The sequence below is a fragment of the Pedobacter petrophilus genome (assembly GCF_009674725.1).
Taxonomy (GTDB): Bacteria; Bacteroidota; Bacteroidia; order Sphingobacteriales; family Sphingobacteriaceae; genus Pedobacter; species Pedobacter petrophilus.
In genome coordinates, this window is sequence record NZ_WKKH01000013.1 from 1 (window position 1) to 24,415 (window position 24,415).

General features: G+C 39.4%; 20 protein-coding genes. 17 read left to right on the forward strand and 3 right to left on the reverse strand.

Features of this window, described 5'->3' with window-relative positions; translation table 11 throughout:
* Positions 1-30: 30 nt before the first annotated feature.
* The gene (locus GJU39_RS10185; protein ID WP_154280690.1) at positions 31-201 is read left to right on the forward strand and encodes a hypothetical protein; all 171 of its coding nucleotides are present in this window, start codon (positions 31-33) and stop codon (positions 199-201) included.
* An 80-nt stretch (positions 202-281) separates the two neighbouring features.
* On the opposite strand, the gene GJU39_RS10190 is transcribed toward GJU39_RS10185, so the two are convergent.
* Positions 282-626, reverse strand: a complete 345-nt coding sequence (locus GJU39_RS10190) for a hypothetical protein (protein ID WP_154280691.1) — start codon at positions 624-626, stop codon at positions 282-284.
* A 213-nt stretch (positions 627-839) separates the two neighbouring features.
* On the opposite strand from GJU39_RS10190, the gene GJU39_RS10195 reads away from it, so the two are divergent.
* Positions 840-2,375 (forward strand): DEAD/DEAH box helicase, encoded by a 1,536-nt coding sequence (locus GJU39_RS10195; protein ID WP_154280692.1) that lies wholly within the window; start codon positions 840-842, stop codon positions 2,373-2,375.
* 6 nt (positions 2,376-2,381) lie between these two features.
* Positions 2,382-3,095 carry a DUF3891 family protein gene (locus GJU39_RS10200; protein ID WP_154280693.1) on the forward strand — a complete coding sequence of 238 codons (714 nt, stop codon included), beginning with the start codon at positions 2,382-2,384 and terminating at the stop codon, positions 3,093-3,095.
* A gap of 359 nt (positions 3,096-3,454) precedes the next feature.
* On the opposite strand, the gene GJU39_RS10205 is transcribed toward GJU39_RS10200, so the two are convergent.
* Positions 3,455-3,853, reverse strand: coding sequence for a response regulator transcription factor (locus GJU39_RS10205; RefSeq protein WP_154280694.1), 399 nt, complete (start codon positions 3,851-3,853; stop codon positions 3,455-3,457).
* A gap of 339 nt (positions 3,854-4,192) precedes the next feature.
* Here GJU39_RS10205 and GJU39_RS10210 point away from each other — a divergent pair, with 339 nt between their 5' ends.
* From GJU39_RS10210 to GJU39_RS10250, 9 genes are all read left to right on the forward strand, one after another.
* Positions 4,193-4,702 carry a GNAT family N-acetyltransferase gene (locus GJU39_RS10210; RefSeq protein WP_154280695.1) on the forward strand — a complete coding sequence of 170 codons (510 nt, stop codon included), beginning with the start codon at positions 4,193-4,195 and terminating at the stop codon, positions 4,700-4,702.
* Between the two features lie 48 nt (positions 4,703-4,750).
* Positions 4,751-5,344 (forward strand): hypothetical protein, encoded by a 594-nt coding sequence (locus tag GJU39_RS10215; protein ID WP_154280696.1) that lies wholly within the window; start codon positions 4,751-4,753, stop codon positions 5,342-5,344.
* A 41-nt stretch (positions 5,345-5,385) separates the two neighbouring features.
* Entirely contained in the window at positions 5,386-5,913 is a 528-nt protein-coding gene (locus tag GJU39_RS10220; protein WP_154280697.1) for a hypothetical protein, read from the forward strand.
* Positions 5,914-6,911: 998 nt separating this feature from the next.
* Positions 6,912-7,499 (forward strand): RNA polymerase sigma factor, encoded by a 588-nt coding sequence (locus tag GJU39_RS10225; protein WP_154280698.1) that lies wholly within the window; start codon positions 6,912-6,914, stop codon positions 7,497-7,499.
* A 69-nt stretch (positions 7,500-7,568) separates the two neighbouring features.
* Positions 7,569-8,633: a FecR family protein gene (locus GJU39_RS10230; protein WP_154280699.1), complete on the forward strand. Its 1,065-nt coding sequence runs from the start codon at positions 7,569-7,571 to the stop codon at positions 8,631-8,633.
* Between the two features lie 83 nt (positions 8,634-8,716).
* Positions 8,717-11,899, forward strand: a complete 3,183-nt coding sequence (locus GJU39_RS10235) for a SusC/RagA family TonB-linked outer membrane protein (RefSeq protein ID WP_154280700.1) — start codon at positions 8,717-8,719, stop codon at positions 11,897-11,899.
* Positions 11,900-11,922: 23 nt separating this feature from the next.
* Positions 11,923-13,332: a RagB/SusD family nutrient uptake outer membrane protein gene (locus tag GJU39_RS10240; protein ID WP_154280701.1), complete on the forward strand. Its 1,410-nt coding sequence runs from the start codon at positions 11,923-11,925 to the stop codon at positions 13,330-13,332.
* A 16-nt stretch (positions 13,333-13,348) separates the two neighbouring features.
* Positions 13,349-14,248: a glycerophosphodiester phosphodiesterase family protein gene (locus GJU39_RS10245; RefSeq protein WP_245227781.1), complete on the forward strand. Its 900-nt coding sequence runs from the start codon at positions 13,349-13,351 to the stop codon at positions 14,246-14,248.
* 598 nt (positions 14,249-14,846) lie between these two features.
* Positions 14,847-14,996 carry a DUF2256 domain-containing protein gene (locus GJU39_RS10250; protein WP_154280703.1) on the forward strand — a complete coding sequence of 50 codons (150 nt, stop codon included), beginning with the start codon at positions 14,847-14,849 and terminating at the stop codon, positions 14,994-14,996.
* A 127-nt stretch (positions 14,997-15,123) separates the two neighbouring features.
* Here GJU39_RS10250 and GJU39_RS10255 read toward each other — a convergent pair whose 3' ends face one another.
* Positions 15,124-15,309, reverse strand: a complete 186-nt coding sequence (locus tag GJU39_RS10255) for a CsbD family protein (protein WP_154280704.1) — start codon at positions 15,307-15,309, stop codon at positions 15,124-15,126.
* A gap of 369 nt (positions 15,310-15,678) precedes the next feature.
* Here GJU39_RS10255 and GJU39_RS10260 point away from each other — a divergent pair, with 369 nt between their 5' ends.
* The 5 genes from GJU39_RS10260 (at position 15,679) to GJU39_RS10280 (ending at position 24,415) form a co-directional block, all read left to right on the forward strand.
* Positions 15,679-17,223 carry a PAS domain-containing sensor histidine kinase gene (locus tag GJU39_RS10260; protein WP_154280705.1) on the forward strand — a complete coding sequence of 515 codons (1,545 nt, stop codon included), beginning with the start codon at positions 15,679-15,681 and terminating at the stop codon, positions 17,221-17,223.
* 48 nt (positions 17,224-17,271) lie between these two features.
* Positions 17,272-18,708, forward strand: a complete 1,437-nt coding sequence (locus GJU39_RS10265) for a PAS domain-containing sensor histidine kinase (RefSeq protein ID WP_154280706.1) — start codon at positions 17,272-17,274, stop codon at positions 18,706-18,708.
* Between the two features lie 199 nt (positions 18,709-18,907).
* A complete protein-coding gene (locus GJU39_RS10270; protein ID WP_154280707.1) occupies positions 18,908-19,801 on the forward strand; it encodes a bestrophin family protein in 894 nt (297 codons plus the stop codon).
* A 290-nt stretch (positions 19,802-20,091) separates the two neighbouring features.
* Entirely contained in the window at positions 20,092-21,099 is a 1,008-nt protein-coding gene (locus tag GJU39_RS10275) for a glycoside hydrolase family 43 protein (protein ID WP_154280708.1), read from the forward strand.
* 184 nt (positions 21,100-21,283) lie between these two features.
* Entirely contained in the window at positions 21,284-24,415 is a 3,132-nt protein-coding gene (locus GJU39_RS10280) for a SusC/RagA family TonB-linked outer membrane protein (RefSeq protein WP_154280709.1), read from the forward strand.

Here is a 24,415-nt window from a genome sequence, read left to right on the forward strand (position 1 = left end):
AAGGTTTATAACCCATAAATAAATATCAAAATGAAAGCAATTAAAGTATTAATGATCGCCCTGGTAGCAACTTTTGCTGTAAACGCAGTAAGTGCACAAACTAAAGAACCTGTTAAAGCTAAAACAGAAAAAACAACCGTTAAAAAAGCACATACAAAGCACCAAAGCAAAGCAAAAAAAGCTGCTGCTGCAAAAATGTAGTATTTCGCGAAACTCCCTTAAACAAATGCCCTCCCGGAAGTTCGTTCCCGGGAGGGCATTTGTTTATTAAATTTTTTAAACTATCCTTCGTTGATATGCCTGTGCATATATTCTTCAACATTGATCAGGTCGTTATCAACCTGTTCTTTCGCTGTCATCGATTCATAATGATTAGAATCTTCTGCAAATTCACTTAATAAAGTAATTTTCAATTCCTCTTCACCTGTGGTCGATTCAACAGTTTGGCTTTGACCAACTACCGTAAAAATGCCTTCAATGCCGTCATGTACAAAACTGTATTTTACTTCGAATTTATGCTCTTCAATTACCGGCACTTCAGCGATTTCGGTATATTCCCGATCTTCTACAGTTTCCAGTCCTTGTTTTAATAATTTTATTGCCTGTTGTTTTTTATCTTCTGTCATTATTTTGGGTATTAGTTTAAGCATTAACAGCAATCGGCATACATAGTTTTAAATATAATGGCGCTTCACTCACCATTTATCGGAAATAAATTATCTGATGCATAATCTATTCGCTATCAATAACTTTTATAAATCTTGATTTAAGGCTGTAAATTTGTTGGCTTAGATTGATGAATTCTCAAACTTTCTTCTTTCTGGCGGGGTTGTATAAATATGAATCTAACCGAAAATACCACCATGCTGCCGGCTACGAAACGAAAGCTCTACTATTATCAACAACAAGATATCGACCTGCTGTTCAGTAAGCTAAGTGTGCCGAAAAGCACACAGGCAAGGCTTTTGTACCAGCTTTCTACCGGTGGAGGAAAAACGGTTATCTTCTCAGAAATTGCTAAACGGTTTATCCAGAATTTCGGTAAAAAAGTGATTGTGCTTACCCATAGAACGGAACTTAGTAAGCAGACCACTGCTGCTTTAAAAGCCAGCGGCGTAATGAACAGGGTGGTGAACAGTGGCGTGAAAAAGATTTCTAAAAAGGATACTTTTGAGTGTTACGTGGCGATGGTAGAAACGCTGAAACACCGAATTGATGATGGCCTGATCAATACCAGTGATGTAGGATTAGTGATTGTAGATGAAGCCCACCACAATTCATTCCATAAATTACTTGGAAGATTTGAAAACGCTGCCATAATCGGCGTAACGGCGACGCCTTTCTCTGCGAATATTGATTTGCCGATGAATAAGTTTTATGATGAACTGATTATAGGCGAACCCATTTCTTCATTAATTGAACAGGGTTTTTTGGCGAAGCCGAAAATTTATGGCTACGATGTAGAGCTGAATACCCTGAGAACCGGAATTTCGGGAGATTTTACAGTAAGTACATCAGATGAACTCTATGGTTCTCAGGTGATGCTCGAGTTGCTGCTTCATGCCTATGAATCTCATTCCCTCAAAAAGAAAACACTTATCTTTAATAATGGAATCTTCACTTCGAGAAGGGTTCTGGAAGCCTTTACCAATGCTGGTTATCCCATCCGGCACCTTGATAATAAAACACCGGCCACCGAGCGGGAAGAAATATTGAAATGGTACAAGAGAACAAAAGGGGCTATTCTAACCTCGGTTTCCATATTAACCACCGGATTTGATGAGCCCGGTATCCAGTCTGTAATACTTTATCGTGCCACTACTTCACTTACACTTTACCACCAGATGATTGGCCGTGGTGCAAGACGGTTAAATGGAAAGAAAACCTTTAATATTATAGATTTGGGTAACAATACCGACCGTTTTGGAGAATGGCATGCGCCAGTCGATTGGCAACACGTATTCGAGAATCCTGATATCTATCATGAAAGTCTGCATAAATTAACCAGCGTTATCCATCAGATTTCTCCTGAATTGCGTGCAAAGTTTCCAAACAGCCTGGAGGTTTCTTTTGATGTGTTGGAAGCTTATCAGGCGGCAATAAACAGCGGACAGAAAGCAAAAATGATTATCAGGGATTCTATCCGTCAGCATGTGATGATGTGTGTAGACAATAGCGCAACTATTACTGAAGCCCTGCAATTGTGTGCTGAGCTGGATAAAGAGATCGATTTTCGCGTAAAGCAATATGGGAAATGCCTGGGTAAGGTGACTAAAAATTACATTCAATGGCTGGGCGAAGATTATCGCAGTCGCTTGAATAAAATGGTATCTAAAATAATGGGTAAACGCGAATTGTTGCGTACTGCAGTTTAAGAAATTATGATTGTTTGCTACAATGAAAAGGGATGGCAGGTGACCACTCAACGATCACACGGACTTTTAGCCGGGCAGATTTGTGCAAGGTGGAAGCTTGATAACCAGCCAGAACAATGGGTGGAAACTTTGATTGCGACGACCGAACATGATGATGTGTTCAATGAATTTGAGCGCAATCCGCTTATTGATGATAAAGGAGCACCCATCAACTTTAAAATGACCGGGTTTGACCTGGAAGCAGCTACCAGGTTGATGGATATGGCCTTAACTAAAAGCCGATTTATCACCCTGCTTATTTCCCGCCACATTGAATTTACGCACGGCGATGATGTAAAAGCCAAAAACTTTTTAGCCGGTCTGAAAAAAAGTGAATCAAAATGGATTAAAGAGGCTGGTACTACGAAGGCTGAATTAAGTCAGGCTTATGAGCTGCTCGAATTTTGCGATGCCTTTTCCTTACTAATTTGTCAGGAACAGATTCCACCAGAGCAGCGAAGACTGGAGATTAGCAACGGGCCTGATGGAAAATCCTATACGCTTTTTCAGTCTGGCGAATCGTTAATTGTAGAACCATGGCCTTTTGCTGTGGAAACTTTTGAGGTGAGTTATGAGCGAAGAGAAATTAATGAATTGAAGTTCGATAATGATGAAAGCTTTCGCGATGCCTTAAAAAATGCCCCAGTGAAACCTATTCGAATCAGAATTTCTAAAGTTTAAATATCATCATTTAATTAATCAGAATAGATCTTATTCAAATCCTTCGGTGTATACGTCGTCGCCTCCCGTTGGTATTTCATCAACCTGATGATGTTGGCTTTGATCTCTAGAACTAATTACTTGTTCCCTGACCTCATTAAACTTAGCATCTGTGGCTTAGTAAATCAATTAATGATTCAATTTCTTCTTTTGTAGCGTGGATTTCTATTCTCATCATCAATAGAAAAAAGCACATGAATCAAATGGCTCAGATTAATTGAATGAATATTTAAGTCAGGATGATTGGAAAAAATGACAGATACAAGTGTTATTGAACCTGGAAATAATGAAGTTTAATCAGGAATATAAAATGAACTTTATTAATCTGCCGTGATTACGCTACCAACAAACCGGTCTCCCAATTGAATCCCTATACGGTCTACAAAATCTCCAATATCAAATGGTTTTTTGATGAAGTCGTTGGCAGATAAACTTCCTTTTACATCGCTTTCGGAGTAGTTGGCGCTCATCATAATGACAGGAATAGCAGAGGAGTTCACATCTGATTTGAGTTTTTTGCAAACTTCGATTCCATTTCCATCAGGAAGCATAACATCCAGTACAAAAATATCTGGCTTATTTAATAATGCATCTTTTAAAAAAGCCTTTACCGTAGCATAAGAGAAAACTTCATAATGTTCAGACTCTAATAAAAATTCGATGATTTCTCTGATATCATCATTATCCTCTAACACGCAAACCTTCCTTTTACACTCCATCCTTCATTTATTAACTTAAATTTACCCCTATTGTATAGTAGATCAACAGATTCATAGTCAGATAGTTTTATTAATCTGAATTATATTTTCGACAGCAATTTAGCGATCTTAATTGAAATTTTAGGTGTAACATGAGCGCTTTAGATGATTAATTTATTTAATCTACCGATAATTTCCCAGTTGTCTATTTACAGATTACCTATTTATCAATGGATATTCGAAATAGCTATAGCGGGTTCAAAACATAGAAGCTGCATTTTTGTTCCATACGCGGCGAATTGAATTTGATCATTTATTTGCGCATTTTCGTATCGTCAAAACCAGATTTAATATGCACACATGAGTGAAACCAGCTTAAACATCCGTCCAATAAAGCCCAATGAACACACCCGTGTTTTGCAGCTTTGGGAGGAATCTGTAAGGGCTAGTCATGATTTTATCACCGAAAAAGACATTGGCCATTACCGGAAAATGATTGCGGAAAGTCTGGTTAATCTGAAACTTTTTGCTGTTGACGAAGCAGATCAGATGCAGGGCTTTATCGCCTTGTCTGATCATAAAATTCAATTGCTGTTTGTGCATCCGAATGCTTTTCGCAGGGGTTTTGGCAAACGCCTGATTCAGTATGCTGTTCAGGAGCATCGTGCCAGGCTGGTTGATGTGAACGCTCAAAATGGGCAGGCAATGTCTTTTTACCTAAGCCTGGGTTTCAGGGTATACGATAAATTTCCAAATGATGGTGCCGGAAAACCGTATCCGGTTTGGAGTTTACGACTCAAAAGAAACTTCAACCGCAAACAAAGGTGGAACGGGTGGCGAAAAATACTTTTTTCTCTTTTCAGGACCTGACATCTCATTTTTATATTTATTTTAGGCCTTTACTTACGCTATTAATCTATGAAATTACTCCTTACCCTTTTCACCTTAAGCCAATTGGCAGCCATCAGTTTCTATAATTTCATCCCTCAGGAAGAGGAAGTGAAGGTTCCGGCTGTATTAAAGAAATACATTCCGGCCGGTTTTGAAGCCCTGAACGTAACTAAGGGAGACCTGAACCGCGATGCCTATAGCGATGTGATTCTGGTACTTAAAAAGAAGGGAGAGGAAAAAACTTCAGATGTAATCGACCATCCTGAGAAAAGACCTTTGCTGATCTTTTTAGGCCAGGCGGATAAATCTTATAAACTCGCAGCAAAAAGCAACAACAGCGTTTATTGTGTAGACTGTGGCGGTATGATGGGTGATCCATTTACCGGCATCACCATTAAAAATGGCTATTTTTCTGTTGAACATTATGGCGGCAGTGCACAACGCTGGACAAGGATAGTAACTTTTAAATACGCCCCTGCAGAAAAAAACTGGTTTTTATATAAAAATGGTAGTGAGCGTTTTTATGCTACAGAACCCGATAAGGCAAAAACGGAGATTCAAACCGTAAAAGATTTTGGTAAAGTTCCGTTTGAAAAATTCGATATCTATAAAGAGAATTAATCATATAGGTTAACTGTTTTGTAATTAATTTTATTGATAAAATGATGAATAATAAATTAAAATGTTTCTTGCCTGTTTTGCGAAAGGTTGCCTGTTGTATCATTTTGCTTTTCATTGCTTCTGGCAGTAAGGCACAAGAAGACTATAATGTAGAGGTACCGAAAGATATTATTATAATAAACAGCAGCAAGGATTATAAAACAGCATTGGCTGTTGCCAAAAAATCTGCAATTGCGCTTCAAAAAAAGCTTGATCTGAGAAAACTGATGCCAAATACCAAAATTGGCCTGACGCTCAGTAAAGGAGACTGTTATGGAGATGGTGGCGGAGATGACATGGGTTATCCTTGTTACTTTGCACGTGGGGATGGCAATGCATTTAATGATGATTATATTTCCATTGAATATTCCAATGCCTATAAAGGGTTTGCCAAGGGTTATTATATTGTGGTGGCTGCAATAACTGATGTAAAATCGGTTGATATGAAAAATAAGCTGGCTGTAATTAAGAAAAAATATCCTGATGCCTATGCAAAACGAACCTACATCTGGCGGGGTTGCATGCATTAAAGCACAAGCGAAAATGTTCGTGCTTATCAAAATACAGTAAATTCAAATTTTCATATTAGTTACTGCATTCTTCTTCAATATTTTCTACTAGTGCGAGTTTTAGAATAATTTTAAAAAACAGTTCGCAATGATAATTCTTCAAGAAACACATCTAAATGATCTTAATACCTTATTGTTAACAATATTAATTTGCTTAGCAACTTTTCGATAAAGATTTCTTTGATGGCATAAAAGCCACTTTGCAATGATGATTCTTCAAGAAACACATCTAAATGATCTTAATACCTTATTGTTAACAATATTAATTTGCTTAGCAACTTTTCGATAAAGATTTCTTTGATGGCATAAAAGCCACTTTGCAATGATGATTCTTCAAGAAACACATCTAAATGATCTTAATGCCTTAATGTTTCCAATATTAATGTTGCTTAGCAACTTTTCGATAAAGATTTCTTTAATGGCATAAAAGCCACTTTGCAATGATGACGCTTCAAGAAACATATCTAAATGATCTTAATGCCTTAATGTTTCCAATATTAATTTTGTTTACCAACCTGTCGATAAAAATTTCTTTAATGGCTTAAAAGCCATTTCGCAATGATGACGCTTCAAGAAACATATCTAAATGATCTTAATGCCTTAATGTTTCCAATATTAATTTTGTTTACCAACCTGTCGATAAAGATTTCTTTAATGGCTTAAAAGCCATTTCGCAATAATGCTTGAAGTAATTTTGTAGCCGAAAAAATTGTAGCCGAAAAAAAGTCTACATTAATTTGGTTACACTTTTGTAGCTTTTTTTTGTGTAGACAAGAAAAATGTTACAACAAAAAAGGCTACAATTATTTTTGATTTTTAAAAATTACAATATGATATGAAGCACCACCATCACAATAAAGTAGCATAATTTAATATTAGGTTAATATGGCGCGCTTAATTTTGCGTTGTTATATAGTTATCCTATAGTTTATCTTTAAATGTGATCATGTTTCAGCCCTATGGTAAGGTATCGATTTAAAAATAATTCAATAGAAGACAGGATAGTTTTCGATCAGATTTATAGCCAGTATCACCAGGTTATTTATGCCAATATTTTCAAACTGATTAAAGATCCAACCCTTGCCGAAGATATTTTACAAGATGTATTTTTTGCACTATGGGAAAATCGGGCGAAGATAGATCCGGAGCAATCTGTTTCTTCATGGCTGTTTGTGGTAAGCTATAATCAATCAATTTCCCACCTCCGGAAAAAATTAAAGCAGGGCATTCAATATGTGGAGAGCTATGATCCTTTCCATGCAGTGGCTGAAGAAATTTTTCCTGATAAACGCCTGATTGAAGCTGATCTTAATATGCTGGAAGAAGCGATAAATGCCTTACCGCCCCAAAGGCAAAAGGTATTTAAACTTTGTAGGTTTGAAGGTAAATCTCAAAAGGAAACAGCACAGCTGCTAGGTCTTTCCATAGAATCAGTAAAGGATTACCTTAAACAATCAAAAAACTTCATTAAAGAATACATCCTTTCCAAACATTCATCTGGCGAGATGATTAGTATTTTGCTGATGGTGTTGCTGATTAATCTTTAACAGTAACTTAATGGTTTGATAACACAAACCGGCACCCCCAAAATTACCAGGCTGCGTATTTATAATCAGATGAACGACATAAATGAACTGATAGATAAATTCTGGACAAAAGAAATTAATCCGGCCGAACAACGCAAACTCTTTGAGTTGATCAGCAAAGCGCCTGCTGAACTAAAAATGGCATTGCAAAAGGATTTTGAAAAGGATTTATCTGCTCAAAAAGAAGAATGTACAGAAAAACGTTTTCAGGATCTTCTAGAGAAACTTCATGCCCGTATAGAAGAAAAAGAACTAAAGCCAGTGGTAAAAACCTTTCCACTCTACAATTGGCTTAAGCTGGTAGCCGCCTTATTGGTGGTAACTATAGGACTGGTATTTTACAGCAATTGGCAGCAAACTTCTCCGAAACAAAGCGTAACTGTTAAAAGTGCTAAAACCGAAATTCTTCGTCAGCCTTACAATTCAGGAAAAACAGCCATGAAGATCAATCTTACCGATGGTTCTGTAGTAACCCTCCAGCCCGGAAGTTCTTTAAGCTATTACGAACCTTTTAATAGTCAAACCAGAAGCATCAGTATGATAGGAGAGGCCACTTTCAAGGTAGCGAAAGATAAACATCATCCTTTTATTGTCACTGCGAAGGGCTTTACCACTACGGCTCTGGGTACGGCGTTTACCATTAATACAACTAAAAATAACCAGATCACTGTAAATTTAAGGGAAGGGAAAGTGGTGGTTAAATCAACCGCTAAGAGTGGCTTGAATCTAAAAGATGTTTACCTCATTCCGGGTCAGCAATTAGCCATAGATATCCGGCGGAAAGCGCAAGTGGTCACAAATTTCAATCAGGAGAAAAAACCGGTAGAATTGAAACCCATTACAAAAATGCCATTACCGGAGCCATTGATATTCGAAGAAGCGCCACTGGATCATGTTTTTGACCGCCTTTCGAAACGTTACAAGGTGCGGATAAGCTATGAAGGTATGGAAAGTTCAGAGCTGCAAAAACGCTACTTCACCGGCACATTTGGAGGCTCGGAAAAACTGGAAGTGTTGTTGCCAAGCATCTGCAACATGAATGAGTTAACTTATAAACGAACCGCAAACAGCATCGTCATCAGCAAACAAAAATAAATATTAACGATCGGTTTTCAACCAGACCAGCTATCCTGAAAACAGGAGCGGGGAATACTATTGCCTAATTTTTTAACTATATCATGCAAACAAACAAACTCAAAAAAACCCTTAAAAGGTTAAATTGCTTTATCACATTCGTACTGCTGAACATCTTTGCCTTAAATGTAATGGCGCAGCAAACCGCTTCTATTAAAGGAACAGTGGTTGATGAGAAAGGTGCAACCCTGCCCGGCGTATCGGTATTAATGATGGATGCCGCGACGGATAAAACAGAAAACACTGTTACGGATGCTAAAGGGATTTTCGTTTTCAATAACCTGAAGGCAGGGAGCAGGTACGACTTCACATTCACTTATATCGGTTATGAAAAGAAAACTTCGCCCGGTTTTTTAATAAATCCTGGTACTAACAATTCTATTCTGATCAGGATGGAATCCAGTTCTTCGGGTTTAAATGATGTAGTGGTAGTGGGTTACGGTAGTCAAAAAAAGACGAAAATTACCGGAGCCATTTCTCAGGTCAAATCTGAGGAACTTAATAAATACAGCGGAAGTAATTTTGCCCAGCAGCTTGCCGGGAAAGCTGCTGGGGTGGTCATTAATGATGCATCTGCACAGCCAGGAACAGATCCGCAGATTGTAATCCGCGGCATTGGTACACTTACTGCAGGTGTGAGCCCTTTAGTGGTAGTAGATGGTTTTCCTCTCTCGGAAGGAAGTTCGCTAAATACCGTTAATCCGCAGGATATTGAAACGATTGATATTTTAAAAGATCCTGCATCAGCAGCAATTTATGGTTCCAGAGCGGCAAACGGTGTAATTCTCATTACAACCAAAAGCGGTAAGTCGGGCAAAAATACCGTTTCATTCGACTTCTATACGGGGGCACAACGTAGATCAGACGGTGTAGATCTGGTAGATGGCTATCAATTTGCACAACTTAACACCGAAGCCCGCGATTGGGGTTATGTATCCAGGAATCCATCCACTAGAAATGTAGCAGATGATTATGCAACCCGGGTAGCTAAAGGCGCGAACAAGAGAGATTTAAGGCTAAATTATATTCAACCTTACCTGAATAACCAGCCTGGATTGACTAATACGGACTGGCTTGATGAAATTTTCCGTACGGCGCCCATCAGCAGTTACAATGTTGCGGTTTCTGGCGGAAATGATAAGTCGAAGTATTATTTTTCCGGCAATTATTTTGATCAGGATGGAGTTGTGGTAGAAACAGGCCTGAAGCGCTACAGCATGTCGTTCAAATTTGATACTAACATTTCTAAATCTTTCGATATCGGCGTCAACATTAATCCGAGTTACAACATGCAAAAGTTTTTTCAGAATGATGCAAGCCGAAGTAGCGATGCTATTGGGGCGGCACTCATTATGTATCCTTTCTTCCCTGCAAAAAATGCTGATGGTTCTTTGGCGATTAGTCAGCAAATTATCGCCAATACTGCAGAAGATGGTGCCCTGGGAGAGAATCCGGTTGCCATTATGGAAAAAACAAAATTCAATAAGAACCTGTTCCGGACTTTTGGAAATGCCTATATGAATTTTAAACCTGTAGATGGCCTTACCTTCAAATCCCTTATAGGAGGAGATTATAGCAGCAATTTTGTAGATTTCTTTACCCCCTCTACCGTTGGTGAATACCGCACTGCGGCGCCAAAACCTGCCAGGGCCAGTGAAACCAAAGGATCAGTAATCAATTACCTGTGGGAAAATACGCTTACCTATGAAAAAACAATTGGTAAGCACGATTTCAATATTTTAGCGGGAACAACCTTTCAAAAAGAATCTGGTAACAGCACGGTTGTTTCAGGTACGGGCATCCCCGATAATAATATTGATAATATTGCCGGCGCTTCGTCTTTCGCCGTTGTACCGGTAGCGTATGTTTGGACGCAGTTGTCTTACCTGGCCAGGTTGCAATATGCTTATGCCAATAAATATTTATTCTCTGCGGCGATTAGAAGAGATGGTTCTTCCAGATTTGGTCAGGATGCCAAATGGGGTAATTTTCCTTCACTTACAGCGGGATGGATCGTTAACAGGGAAGATTTTTTCCCACAAGCAAGCTGGATAGATTTGCTTAAACTGAGGGCAACTTATGGTAAGGCAGGCAATAACCAGATTGGTAATTACAGCTCTTATGCCTTGGCAAATCCATTAAACTACGTAAGCGGTGCTACATTACTGCCTGGTTTTGCAGCGGTAAATCCTACCAATAGCGGCTTATCCTGGGAAACTAAAACATCTTACAATTTTGGCTTCGATCTGGGTTTTCTTAAAGCCTTAAACCTTTCTGCTAATTACTATTCCATGGTAACTTCTGATTTGTTATTACAGGTTCCGGTGCCAGCGCAGTCTGGCTATGATAGCGCTTTGCAAAATGTAGGCAGAGCCAGCAATAAGGGTGTAGAACTCGAGTTATCGGGCGCTAACCTGAAGTTGGGTCCTTTAACCTGGAACTTTGGTGCCAACATCGCCACCAATAAAAATAAGGTGCTGGAGTTAGGTCCTGGCCAAAACCAGATTGTAACCGGATCTAACAGTGCGTTCAGAACAAAAGTAGGTGGACCCATTGCAGAACTTTATGGCTATAATGTAACCGGGGTTTATAAAAATCAAGGTGAAATAGATAATAGTCCACATGTAACGGGTACTCTATTAGGTGATTATATTGTACAGGATGTAGATCATGATGGCAAAATAACGCCTGATGATCGAATGGGATTTGGCACCTATGCGCCGAAGATTACCTATGGTTTCAATAGCAGTTTTGCCTATAAAAGCTTCGAACTGAGTTTCTCTATCAATGGCATTTCAGGAAGAAAAATTTACGACAATGGTTTAGTGAATATGGAATCGGGAGAGGGTTTTTCTATGCCCGATCAGTATTATTTTGAAAACAGATACCATCCTGTGAATAATCCAAGCGGATTTTTAGCACAATCGAATACCAATTATTCGGCCAATAGGTTAAATACAAATGCTTCCAGCGTTTTCTTTCAGAAAGCAGATTATATCCGTTTACGTAATGTTCAGCTCACTTACAACTTCTCCTCAAGTCTGCTCTCCAGGATGAAAGTATCCCGGGCAAGCGTTTACATAACGGGTAATAACCTTCTCACCATCACCAGCTTCCGTGGCTTTAATCCGGATGCAACAAGCGATAACGTGCTTACCTCGGGATATTCTTATTCAAATTATCCGGTGGCCAGATCTTTTGTTGCTGGCTTTAACCTAACTTTTTAATGTATCCATTCGAAAACCACCAAATGAAAAAAATAATCAGTAAAATAAAATTTACCGGAAGCCTGCTTGGTCTGCTAGCCATTGCCTCGTGTACCAAGGAACTCAATCAAGAGCCAATCACCTCTAAATCTTTGGGCAGTTTTTTAACTACAGAGACCGAGGTAGAAGAGTATATCAATGCCGTTTATGGAACCTTGCAAACGAACGGCCTTTATGGCCTTTATTTACCTGCAATTGGGGAAATCCCGTCTGATAATACATTTGATGAGGTGCCGGCAAATGACGGTGGAATGTATGGCCAGCTGGATCAGTTTACTACTGTTGCCTCGAACGGAATGCTTTCAGATTTCTGGAAAAATTCTTACCAGGGAATTCAAAGAGCCAATACCGTTTTAAACAGGGTAGATGGAATTGCTTATGCCGTTCCGGCTATTAAGCAAGCCAGAAAAGGTGAAATGCATTTCATTCGTGCACTTCTCTATTTTAATCTGGTCCGCGTATTTGGCGATGTTCCGTTGGTAACTAAAGAAACGACTAATCCGAATGAGTTTTTCGGACAAGGCCGCACCAGTAAAGATTTAGTATATGCCCAGGTAATTACAGATTTAAACAGTGCCGTTCAGGAATTGCCGGTAAGCACCGGTACTCCAGGTAAGGCTATTAAAACTGCTGCCCAGTCGCTGCTTGGAAAAGTATACCTTACCTTAGGTAAGTTTGCCGAAAGCAGAGCGGTATTGGCAGATGTGGTGGCTTCGGGAAAACATCAGTTACTGAATGATCCGGCAGATATTTTTTCAGTAAGCAATAAGAACAATAGTGAAATTATTTTTGCCGTTCAATTTGCTTCCGGCTTAAACGGGAATAGTGAAGGCAGTTCCGCCTATCAGCAATTTAGTCCTTCCGGAAGTATCAGTGGTGCCAAAGGACATAATCTCCCGACAAAAAGTTTTTATCAGCTTTATAGTGCTGGCGATAAACGCAAAAGTGCTTATGTTGGTATTACTGCTGCCGGCACACCTTTTTCAACAAAGTTAAAAGCATCTGCAACTACTCCTGTTGATGGAGGAAGCAATTTTGTAGTGCTGCGTTATGCGGATGTATTACTCATGCTGGCCGAAACGGAGAACGAATTGGGAAACCAGGAAAATGCGATAAAATCGCTCAACCTGGTGCGAAGGAGAGCAGGATTGACCGATGCTGCCCTGCAAAACCAAACGGAACTGAGAGCGGCCATTCTGGCGGAAAGAAGGCTGGAACTAATAGGGGAAGGGGATAGGTGGTTTGACTTGTTGCGAACCAATACCGCTGTTCCGGTCATGAACGGATGGTTTGCCTCGCAGAATATCACAACAAGAATTACCACCCGAGACTTGTTACAACCCATTCCACAAGATCAAATTGATACAGATCCATCTATCAAACAAAATCTATAATCTTTAATATATGAAAATGAAAAACGTTATGCTGCAACTATCCCTGCTGCTAATTTGCTTGAGCGGACTTGCTCAGCCGAAGCCTGAAGTAAGTTTAAATCAGGTTTTTAACCCTAATAGTAAAATGGTATTGGTTACCGCGCACCGTGGCGACTGGCGAAATACTCCGGAAAATTCTGTGCAGGCACTTAAAAACTGTATTGCAATGGGCGTGGATATCATGGAGCTTGATTTGAAAAAAACGAAAGACGGATATCTTATCATTATGCATGATAAAGACATCGACCGCACCACAACCGGCAAAGGCGATGTGGCCGATTATACTTTAGCCGAACTGAAAACATTTTTTCTCCGCTCTGGTACAGGTCATCCCACTAAACATCAGATACCTACCTTTAAAGAGATTCTGAATGTTGCGAAAAACCAGATCATTATAGATGTGGATAAGGGCTACGATTATTATCCACAGGTAATTAAAGAATTAAGGGAAGCCGGAATGGCAAAGCAAGCCATTGTAAATGTGAAAGGCAGTACTCCACTTGCAACAATTGAACAGGAGCAGGGTAAAATTGATGATGATATTACCATTATGCCAATTGTTGATATGAAAAGACCAGATGCCCTGGAAATTATTAACAGCTATAAGCCCCATAAACGCACGGTGTTACAGGCAAATTTCAATACCGATACCTTAGCCATTTTAAAGCATCCTGAAGAATTTAGGTTGAATTATGGCCTTTGGATTAATAGTTTATGGCCTGAACAAAATGGTGGACATGATGATGACCTGGCTGTAGAGCAAAATAAGAAAGATGAAAGCTGGGGTTGGTTAGTTAATAAAAAAGCCAATATGATTCAAACAGATCGGCCAAAGGAACTGCTCATTTATCTGAAAGATAAAAAACTTCACCAGTAAAATTATAGAATTATGCCCAGTAGTGTCGTGTAAAATATGCAGTTAACTGGAATTTTTAGTAATTGTTAGATTTCATTCCTAAAATTTGTAAGGAAAGGCTTACAAAAATCTAATTTTTGCTAAAATTCCACAAATCCGGCGCAAATAGCTTAAAACAAGCAATTTCAATCATGTTGTTTAATTGCATTACATCTTATAAGGATATATTTGTAGTCTTAAATCTACAAATGTGAGTGTAGGTGCTATGCTATTTCTTCGGGTAGAATTACCCTTATTGCCCTGCATGCAGTCTCGGGCATCATAATTGATATTTCGATCGCGTTAGAATTAAATCAACGGGACGATTTAGATTCACAATGGAATGTATTAGGTTTAATACATTTCCTAAATTTAGATATCTGGATGGATATCGAACGATAGAGAAACCCTGCAGCAGTGTAGGGTTTTTTTTATTTTATATTCTGAACTTTAATCCTATTAACCGGAAGCACGAACTAATAAAACCAGTTTAAATTCTAAAACAATTGCTTCAAAATCCGTCGTATTTAGATGAGTAATTTAATCATCCAAAACAGACGACTATCGATTAGACAAAGTTATGAAAGGCGTAAAAAAAGAAAATCTACCAGATAAGGTTTGCCCGGTTTGTCAACTTTCGTTCACCTGGAGAAAGAAATGGGAAAGGAATTGGGATAGCGTTGTTTATTGCAGTAAAAAATGTGCAGGTGCAAAAGGGAAAGATAAGTAAATTTTGTTTGGAGCTTTTAATTCATAACTGTATTCGTACGGCAAATACCAGCAATAATTTAACGCGGCGTTTTATACTAAAAGAAAACGCCACAATCAGTTTTGACTAAATGTGGCGCTTTATTTTTCTATAATGATTTTAACCATGTGATGACTTCATCGCGGGTTTTACCGGTTTTTTGTTGGATTCTTCCGTAAAGCTCATCGTCTTTACCTTCCTCATGTTTCAAATCATCATCTGTAAAATCCCCATATGCTTGTTTTACTTTTCCTTTGAGCTCATTCCAGGCTCCTTTCAATTCCAGCTTGTCCATATATTTGAGTTTTTGTAGTAGTATAATTAACACGTTGCCCGGGTCAATGTTTTTGATAGCACCGGAAAGCATACTCCTTTTAGCTCTAAATCTATCTGGTTGATTGGCATATATAATGACGATTCTTTTGCTTATTTATGCAAGTTAAGCCAGCTGTATAAAATCCGTTTAGCGCGAGCCGTTTTTTAAAATATTAGCATAGTTTTTTCGCTCTTTAAAAACTAAATAATACTTTTTTAGTTAATCTATCTACTCGTCTGCACTTTCATTTTTGGAAAGGCATGACATTTTAAATCAATCAGAATGGTTAGTCGATGTTATAGCACGAAAAACCATTCTGCATAATTGATAGGATAGACTAAGATACAAATGAGTACACCTGATAACGAAAAATTTCATTTCGCCAATAACAACATTCGCCAGGATTTTGACTTGCTCACTCGTGCAATCGATGCTTCCGTTTCCGGCATTATCATCACTGATAACCGGGAACCCGACAATCCAATCATTTATTGTAACAGTGCTTTCGAAAAGATTAGTGGTTATACCAGGTCAGAAATTATCGGGCATAACTGCAGGTTTCTGCAATGGGAAGATCGTTCGCAAAAGGAAAGATCAATCATTCGTGAAGCGGTTTCGCAAGGGAAAAGCTGCACTTTAGAAATTCGCAATTATCGTAAAAACGGGGATCTGTTTTGGAATGAACTTTTCATTTCGCCTGTAGTGGATGAAAATAATAATGTTACCCATTTTATCGGTGTGCAGCACGATGTAAGCCAACGCAAGAAAGTAGAGCAGGATTTATGGCAGCAACAGGAAGTGATGGAGCGGCAGATTGTGAAGCGTGCCAACAGCCTGCGTGAAAGCGAAGTTTTCCTGACAAGTATTATTCAGACCGTTCGCGAAAGTCTCCTTGTTTTGGATCCGGATTTCTGTGTGGTTAGTGCAAATGATCACTTTACCAAAACTTTTAAGGTAACTTCTGAAGAGACTGTAGGAACCAAATTATATGAATTGGGGAATCACCAGTGGGATATCCCGAAACTCAGAGAGTTGCTTGTAGATATTCTTCCTACCAATAACCCGGTTGAAGATTTTGAGGTAGAGTATGATTTTCCGCATATCGGCAGGAAACTGATGCTGCTGAATGCCTATCGGATAGAGCTTGAAGGGCAGTTTAAAGATCAGATTTTATTGGCCATAGAAGACATTACAGAGAAAAGGGAGATAGAACGTAGAAAAGATGATTTTCTTTCCATCGCCAGCCACGAATTGAAAACGCCACTCACCACTATTAAGGGATATGTACAGGCCATGGAGCGCATGATTCCTGAAAATGCAGGCGAAAGGTTCGCAAATATGTTAGGTAAAACCTCCCAATATCTGGATCGCTTAGACAACCTGATTGCCGAGCTACTGGATGTTTCCCGAATCCAGACTGGTAATATCGAGTTGCATAAAATGCCTTTCGATTTTGATAAAATGGTGAAAGAAACCGTAGACATAATTCAGTCTGCTTCCGGTAATCATCAGATTCAAATTACAGGAAACTCAGAAATTTTAGTTTCGGCTGATGAATCTCACATTATCCAGGTGTTGAATAACCTGTTATCCAATGCGATAAAATATGCGCCTAAAGCCGATAAGGTGCGTGTCCATATTTCTAAAGTGAGTGAATTTGTAAAGGTATCCGTTACGGATAAGGGAATGGGAATTAGTGCTGAAGATCAGAAAAAGATCTTCGAACGTTTTTTTCGGGCAGTAGAGATTCAGCAAAGTTTTCCGGGGATGGGCATTGGCCTTTACATCTGCGAACAAATTATCAAAAACCATAACGGCACCATTTGGGTAGAAAGTGAAAAAGGTAAAGGATCTACTTTCAGTTTCACTTTACCCATTAATCCTACTAATTAGAGCAGCATAATGAACAGTAATTGTTTAAATAGTACTAAGTAAGAAAAGATGAAGCCAGCCATACCCGATGAGGATTACAAAGCGAAATATATACAGAGCGAAGACAGGTTTAGAAAGATATTTTCACTTACATCAGCCGCTACAAAAATCATCGATGAAAATCTGGTGATTGTTGAAGTTAATGATGCGCTTACCGATCTTTTAGGCTACCCGAAAGAAGAAATTTGTGGCAGAAAAATTATGGATTTCGCGTGTAAACAATACATAGAATCATGGGAGAATCTTCAGCGTGAAATGTGGATCCACGGTAAGCCATTTTTTAAGTTAGAAGCTTGTTTAAAAACTAAAGGCGGTGGTATAGTTTGGGTTCACGTAACAACGATAGTGTTTAGTGATGGCAATAAACGTTTTGCCTATACCGTTCTTGATGATTATACTTTTATGAAAAGTTACCTGGAGAGCGAGAAACGCCTTAACATGTCATTGCAATATTCGCGTATGGCAGTTTTTGAATTGAACCTGAAGAATGGGGAGTTCATCCATTCTGAAGGGATCAATGAGATTCTCGGTATAAAAGCTAATAAGGTACAGCTGGATAGAGATTCGATGGTGGGCGCTTTTATCAACGATGATGCTGCTGAAATTATTGAATTGTTAAACAATATGCCAGATGATGGTTCGATTGATTTTGTAGGAAGGGTAAAGATAGCGCCAAATGTTCTTAAGTGGGTTCATTTGCAGGCACGTATGGAACCTGGTGAAAGCAATACAACCAAACTTTTGGGCACTGTTCAGGACATTAGCAAAGAAAAGCAGGCAGATCAGTACAAAGATGATTTTATCAGTATTGCAAGTCACGAACTTCGTACCCCGATTACCATTCTTAGCGGTACGCTTCAGTTGCTGGAACGGAATAAGCCTAAGGAAGATCCAAAGTTATCCGGCCTGATCGATCAGGCAAATAAAGGGTTAAAGAAAGTTACCATTTTGATTGAGGATTTACTAAATGCCAGTAAAATGAATGAAGGTCAGCTTCATTTAAATAAGAAGCCATTTAATATAGTAGAAGCGGTAAATGAATGTTGTGCGCACATCAATCGCGAGGGGATTTATAAAATTATAGTGGAAGGCGATCTTTCGGCAGATATCCTTGGCGATTCCGACCGGATTCAGCAGGTAATCATCAATTTCGTTAACAATGCAATTAAATATGCGCCTGATGAAAAGATCATTCGCATAAAGGCAGTCGATCAGGGAGATACCATCAAAATCTCTGTAATTGATTCCGGTCCAGGAATTGACTATGGAAAAGCAGCCCACCTTTTTGACCGGTACTATCGGGTAGATTCCAAAGGTATTCAGTATTCTGGCTTGGGGCTGGGCCTTTACATCTCCGCAGAAATAATCAAAAAGCATGGCGGAAAGATTGGCTTAACAAACAATAACGGAGCAGGAAGCGAATTTTGGTTTGTTCTTCCTAAATAGAATCCTGAGGAGTGGAGAAATAGGTAATGGGGAAGTGGGAAATAGGGAAAAATAGGTAATTGGGAATAGGAAATTGGGGAATGGAAATAGAGTATGGAATGCGGTAGACAAAAAACGATAGACGACAAACGACCGACGACCAACGACAAACGATCAAAAAATTGGTCTCATATTTTTAAATTAAAATACTTACATAAAGATGCTATTAAATAAGAGAATTCCTGCAACTTACATTCTGAAGAAAATAAAACTTGAAGTGCTTTACGTGCTTATTATCGGCCTTTTGGTAAACTACCTTACCGGAGAATATAAAAATCTAATTCCCGAGATGCCTATTGCAATCCCAACATTTATTGGTACGGCAATTTCTGTAATTTTATCTTTTAAAATTAATCAATCTTATGATAGATGGTGGGAAGCACGGAAAGTTTGGGGCAGTATTGTAAATGATAGCCGGAGTTTTGTTTTGCAGCTCCAGTCATTTATATCTCATGCAAAACGCGATGAAATTAAAGAAATCGCTTACAGGCATATTGCCTGGTGTTTCAGCCTCGGGCAAACTTTAAGGGGGAATGATCCGCTCGAAAACCTGGAGCGTTATATTAACGAAAAAGATTTGAAAAGTATTAGCAGCCACAACAATAAGCCGCTGGCTTTACTTCAGTTGAATACCCTTCAAATTGCGGCACTTCGGGAACACGGCGCGCTTGAATTATATAGTCATGTACAAATTAATAGCACGTTGGTTAACTTCTCCAATGAGATGGGCATGGCAGAGCGGATTAAAAGCACTGTGTTTCCAACTACATACCGCCTCTTTCTTCATTTCTTTATCTATATTTTTGTAGTTACACTTTCTATCGCGTTGCGGAACATAGACAGCTTTTTCGAAATTCCATTATTACTGGTCATATCATCCGCATTCTTTTTACTGGAAAAATCTGCTTCACACTTACAGGATCCTTTCAATAACAAGCCGACAGATACAGCGGTGACGACTATTGCCACAAATATTGAAATTAATATTAAACAGTTGCTTAATGAAAACGAGGTGCCTGCACCATTTCCACCGTCAGGTTATTATGCTATTTAACTAAAATACATCTCCAAGGTCATCGCTTCAGTTTTTGCCTAGCAGGGTATCTTCCAATAAATGGAAGAATGGGAAAGGTATTTCTGAGCGTAAAAATTTGAAAGCCAAACGACTGGGTTTTTCCACCTTCAGAAATTGGAAAAGCCTGCATAAAAATAAAAAACGTTATTTGGACGTTTATAAATTTTATCGTTATATTTGATAGCATCTTAGCAGATTGCCATTTAAAAACCGGGTTGCAAAACTAAATTTTTATTGGCTTTTTGAAAAGGTTAACCAAATATTCCGCTATGAAATTAACGTTCGTTTTGATCGCAATTCAGTTTTTTGCCTTTAAATTTGCGCTGGCACAATCTGCTGAAAGCAAAAGTGCTGAAAATTCTCCAAGCACTTTCCAGGCATCCGGAAATCCATTGTTTAAACATAAGTATACTGCTGATCCAGCTGCTTTGGTAGTTGGTGACACATTTTATATTTATGCAGGTCAGGATACTGGCGAAGGAAAGGGTTATGAAATGCCGAACTGGCTTGTTTTTTCTTCAAAAGACCTTACCAACTGGACAGAACATCCTAATCCACTTCGAAACAAAGATTTCAGCTGGTCTGTTGGGCAAACCTCCTGGGCATCGCAGGTAATTGCACGAAATGGCAAATACTATTTCTATGTATCTACAGAGCACAAAAATGAAAATGGCAAAAAAGGAAAAGCAATAGGCGTAGCAGTGGCAGATAGCCCTGTCGGTCCGTTTAAAGATGCAAAAGGAACCGCACTTATTACCAATGAGATGACCACCAGGTGGACAAACATCAGCTGGGATGATATTGATCCCACGGTTTATATAGATGATGATGGGCAGGCTTATCTTTTTTGGGGCAATACGCAATGTTATTCCATTAAGCTTAAAGAAAATATGATAGAAACCGAGGGAGACATCATTCCTGTAAACTTGCTGAAGTTTACAGAAGCACCCTGGGTACATAAAAAAGGTAAATCATATTATTTGTCTTTTGCCACCGGTTTTCCAGAGAAAATCGCCTATGCCATGAGCGATAATATTAACGGACCCTGGGCGTATAAAGGAATTTTGAATGAACTCTCCGGAAACAGCAATACCAATCATCACGCCATTGTACAGTTTAAAGGCGACTGGTATTTTGTTTACCATAACGGAGGGGTACAAACCGGGGGCGGTAGTTACCAGAGATCGGTTTGTATAGATCGTTTATACTATAATAAAGATGGTACAATGAAACGCGTTCAAATGACTTCAGAAGGGTTGTGGGGAAAGGCAAAATAGTTTAAAGTTGCTGGCTAAACTAACTATTTGGCCTTTTTAAAAAACGATGCATCATTAATTAAGATGCAATTACCGGTAATTAACTTGCTGTCACTTCATCGGTGATTCAGTGATTTTTATACTGGTCGATGATGCTTCGTTCCATATTTCGAATTAACCAATATAAACCAATAAATCTTATCTTATGAGAGTCTTTATCTATGAAAGGACGTTTTTTAAAACGATTTTGACCGTCTTTCTGACGTTTGTTTCGTTTGTGGCGTTCGCCCAGATTTCTGTAAAAGGAAAAGTACTGGATGAAAAGGGTCTGGGAATGCCAGATGTAAACATCGTTGTAAAGGGGACTAAAAGCGGCGTGAAAACCGATCCCAATGGAAACTACACCATCAACGTACCCAATCCACAAGCTACACTTGTGTTTTCTTATATCAGCTTTAATACACAAGAAATTGTGGTCGGCCAGCGAACGGCTATCAATGTTTCGTTAACTGCGCAAGACAATTCACTGGAACAGGTGGTGGTAGTGGGCTATGGCGCACAAAAAAGATCAACCATTACCGGAGCGGTAAGTGATATTAAATCTGATGCATTGATGCGCACCCCAGCCATTACCACTTCGGGCGCACTTGTTGGAAAAATTCAAGGCGTAAATACCCGCCAGACAGATGCCCGCCCCGGTGGGGCAACAGGCTTGCAGATCAGGAATATGGGCGAACCGCTTTACGTTATTGACGGTATTCCATCTGACGCAGGACAATTTAACAATCTTGGGCAGAACGATATCGAAAGCATTTCTGTACTGAAAGATGCATCTGCCGCTATTTATGGTCTTCGTGCGGCAAATGGAGTGGTGCTGGTTACTACAAAAAAAGGACGCGCAAATCAGCCAACGGCGATTAACGTTTCATCTTACTATGGCCTTCAAAACTTTACCCGGATGCCGAAACCAGCCAATGCCGGCGATTATGTGAGGGCACTGGCCGAGTCTGATCAGAATTTGAAAAGGCCAACCATCTGGACGAGGGAATTGTTAGACAAATGGCAGGCTGGAACAGAGCCGGGCTTTCAAAGTTTTGATTATTATGATTTTATTGTCAGACCGAATGTTCCACAGCGGTATTTGTCTGCAAACGCATCAGGAGGATCGAACAATACGAACTTCTTTATTTCCGCTACGCACCTTAATCAGGAAGCGGTAATTAAAGATTTTACTTTCAACCGTACCAATATTCAGGCGAATTTAGATGCCGGTTTAACAAAGGGACTGAAAATCGGAACCCAGATTGCCGGGAGATTGGAACGTCGCCACCAATCGGGTGTACCAGGGTATGATGATTACTTTAACCCGCTGCTTAGTTTGTATACCAATTGGCCAACAGAACGTCCGTATGCAAACGATAACCCGAATTATATCAATGCTACGCACAACATTAATGTAAATCCGGCTACGTATGACGAAGAAATATCCGGCTATTCTGATAATGACTGGCGGGCTTTGAAATCTAATTTTTATGCTCAATATAGTTTACCTTTTGGCTTAGTTGCAAAAGCCACTTATTCTTACAATTATACCACTTATGTAGGGGAGAACTTTGAGTATACCTATAATGCTTATAATTATGATCCGGCTACGAATAGCTATAACATCAATGGCGGAAACCAGAATCCATTCAGAAGAAAGGAGCGCAGAGAGATTGCAGAAAACTTCGGCCAGTTTCAATTAAATTATGCCAAAAGTTTTGGTGATCATGCTTTCGATGTGGTGGCAGCTTACGAGCGTTATGATTCGACTGATGATTATGTTGAGATGATCAGTAATCCACCTAATAACACGGTACCGTTAATTTATTTTGCAGATCAAACCTTTTTAGGCAATACCTACGGGGTTTCTGCAAGAGCAGGTTACATTGGCCGCGTAAACTATAACTACAAGCAAAAATATCTTTTAGAGGCGCTAGGCCGTTATGATGGTTCGTTTCTGTTTAGAAAAGAAAACCGGTTCGGGTTCTTTCCCGGCGTTTCGGCGGGTTGGATAATTTCAAAGGAAAACTTCTTTCGCAACATTAAATTTGTAGATAATCTGAAACTTCGGGTTTCTTATGGCCAGACTGGAACAGATCGGCAGCCGTATGGCGACACTACTTTGCCGTTGGTTGCTCCTTTCAGCTACCTGCAAGGTTATGACTATGCGAACGGTGGCGCTGTTTTTAACGGTTCATTGGTTACCGGCGTTTCACCGAGGGGTTTGCCCATCACCAATTTATCATGGATTACCAGTATTGCAAAAAATATCGGTGTCGACTTCGCGCTCTTTAATAATAAGCTGACTGGTTCAGTTGATTTTTTTGAACGTAAACGAACCGGATTACCTGCACCAAGGTATGACATTTTGCTGCCGAGCGAAGTAGGTTACTCATTACCAAATGATAACCTCAACTCTGATGCAAACCGTGGGATGGAAGGGATTGTAACTTATCGCAGTAAAATCAGAGAAGTTGATTATTCGATTGGTGTAAATGCTACATTATCACGCTTGCGGACACTGGATTACTACAAACCCCGTTTTGGTAACTCATGGGAGGAATACCGCAATTCTGGTGTAGATCGCTGGGCGGATGTGAATTTTGGACACCACGTTATTGGCCGTTTTCAATCACAGGATGAGATAGATAATTACCCGGTTAATAATGACGGACAAGGAAATCGTACCCTTTTGCCGGGCGATCTTAAGTTCGAAGATATCAATGGTGATGGAATTATTAACGGGATGGATCAGCGCCCGATTGGATATGCTCAAGGCGGACTTCCTTATCTAAACGTAGGGATTAACGGAAGTGTGACCTGGAAAGGCATCACTTTACAGTTTGACTTTGCAGGTGCGAGCATGCAAACTTTTCAACGTGAATATGAATTGCAGATTCCATTTCAGAATAACGGAAATTCGCCGGCATATTTGTTAAATGACCGCTGGCACCGTGCAGATCCGTTCAATCCGAATAGTGAATGGATTCCAGGAACCTATCCGGCTTTACGTAAAGATAATCCGGGGCTTTCTAATTTCTCTTACCGCAACGATTTCTGGATCACTAATGTAACTTATCTCCGCCTGAAAAATCTGTTGCTGGGTTATTCACTTCCAAAAAGCTGGATCGAAAAGGCAGGTTTCAAAAACATATTCGTTTATGCCAATGGAACCAACCTGATTTCGTTTGACAATTTGAGGAAATTCGAAATTGACGGGGAAATTTCTTCTACCAACGGAATTGTATATCCGCAACAGCGATTGTTTAATTTCGGTTTTAACGTTACACTTTAA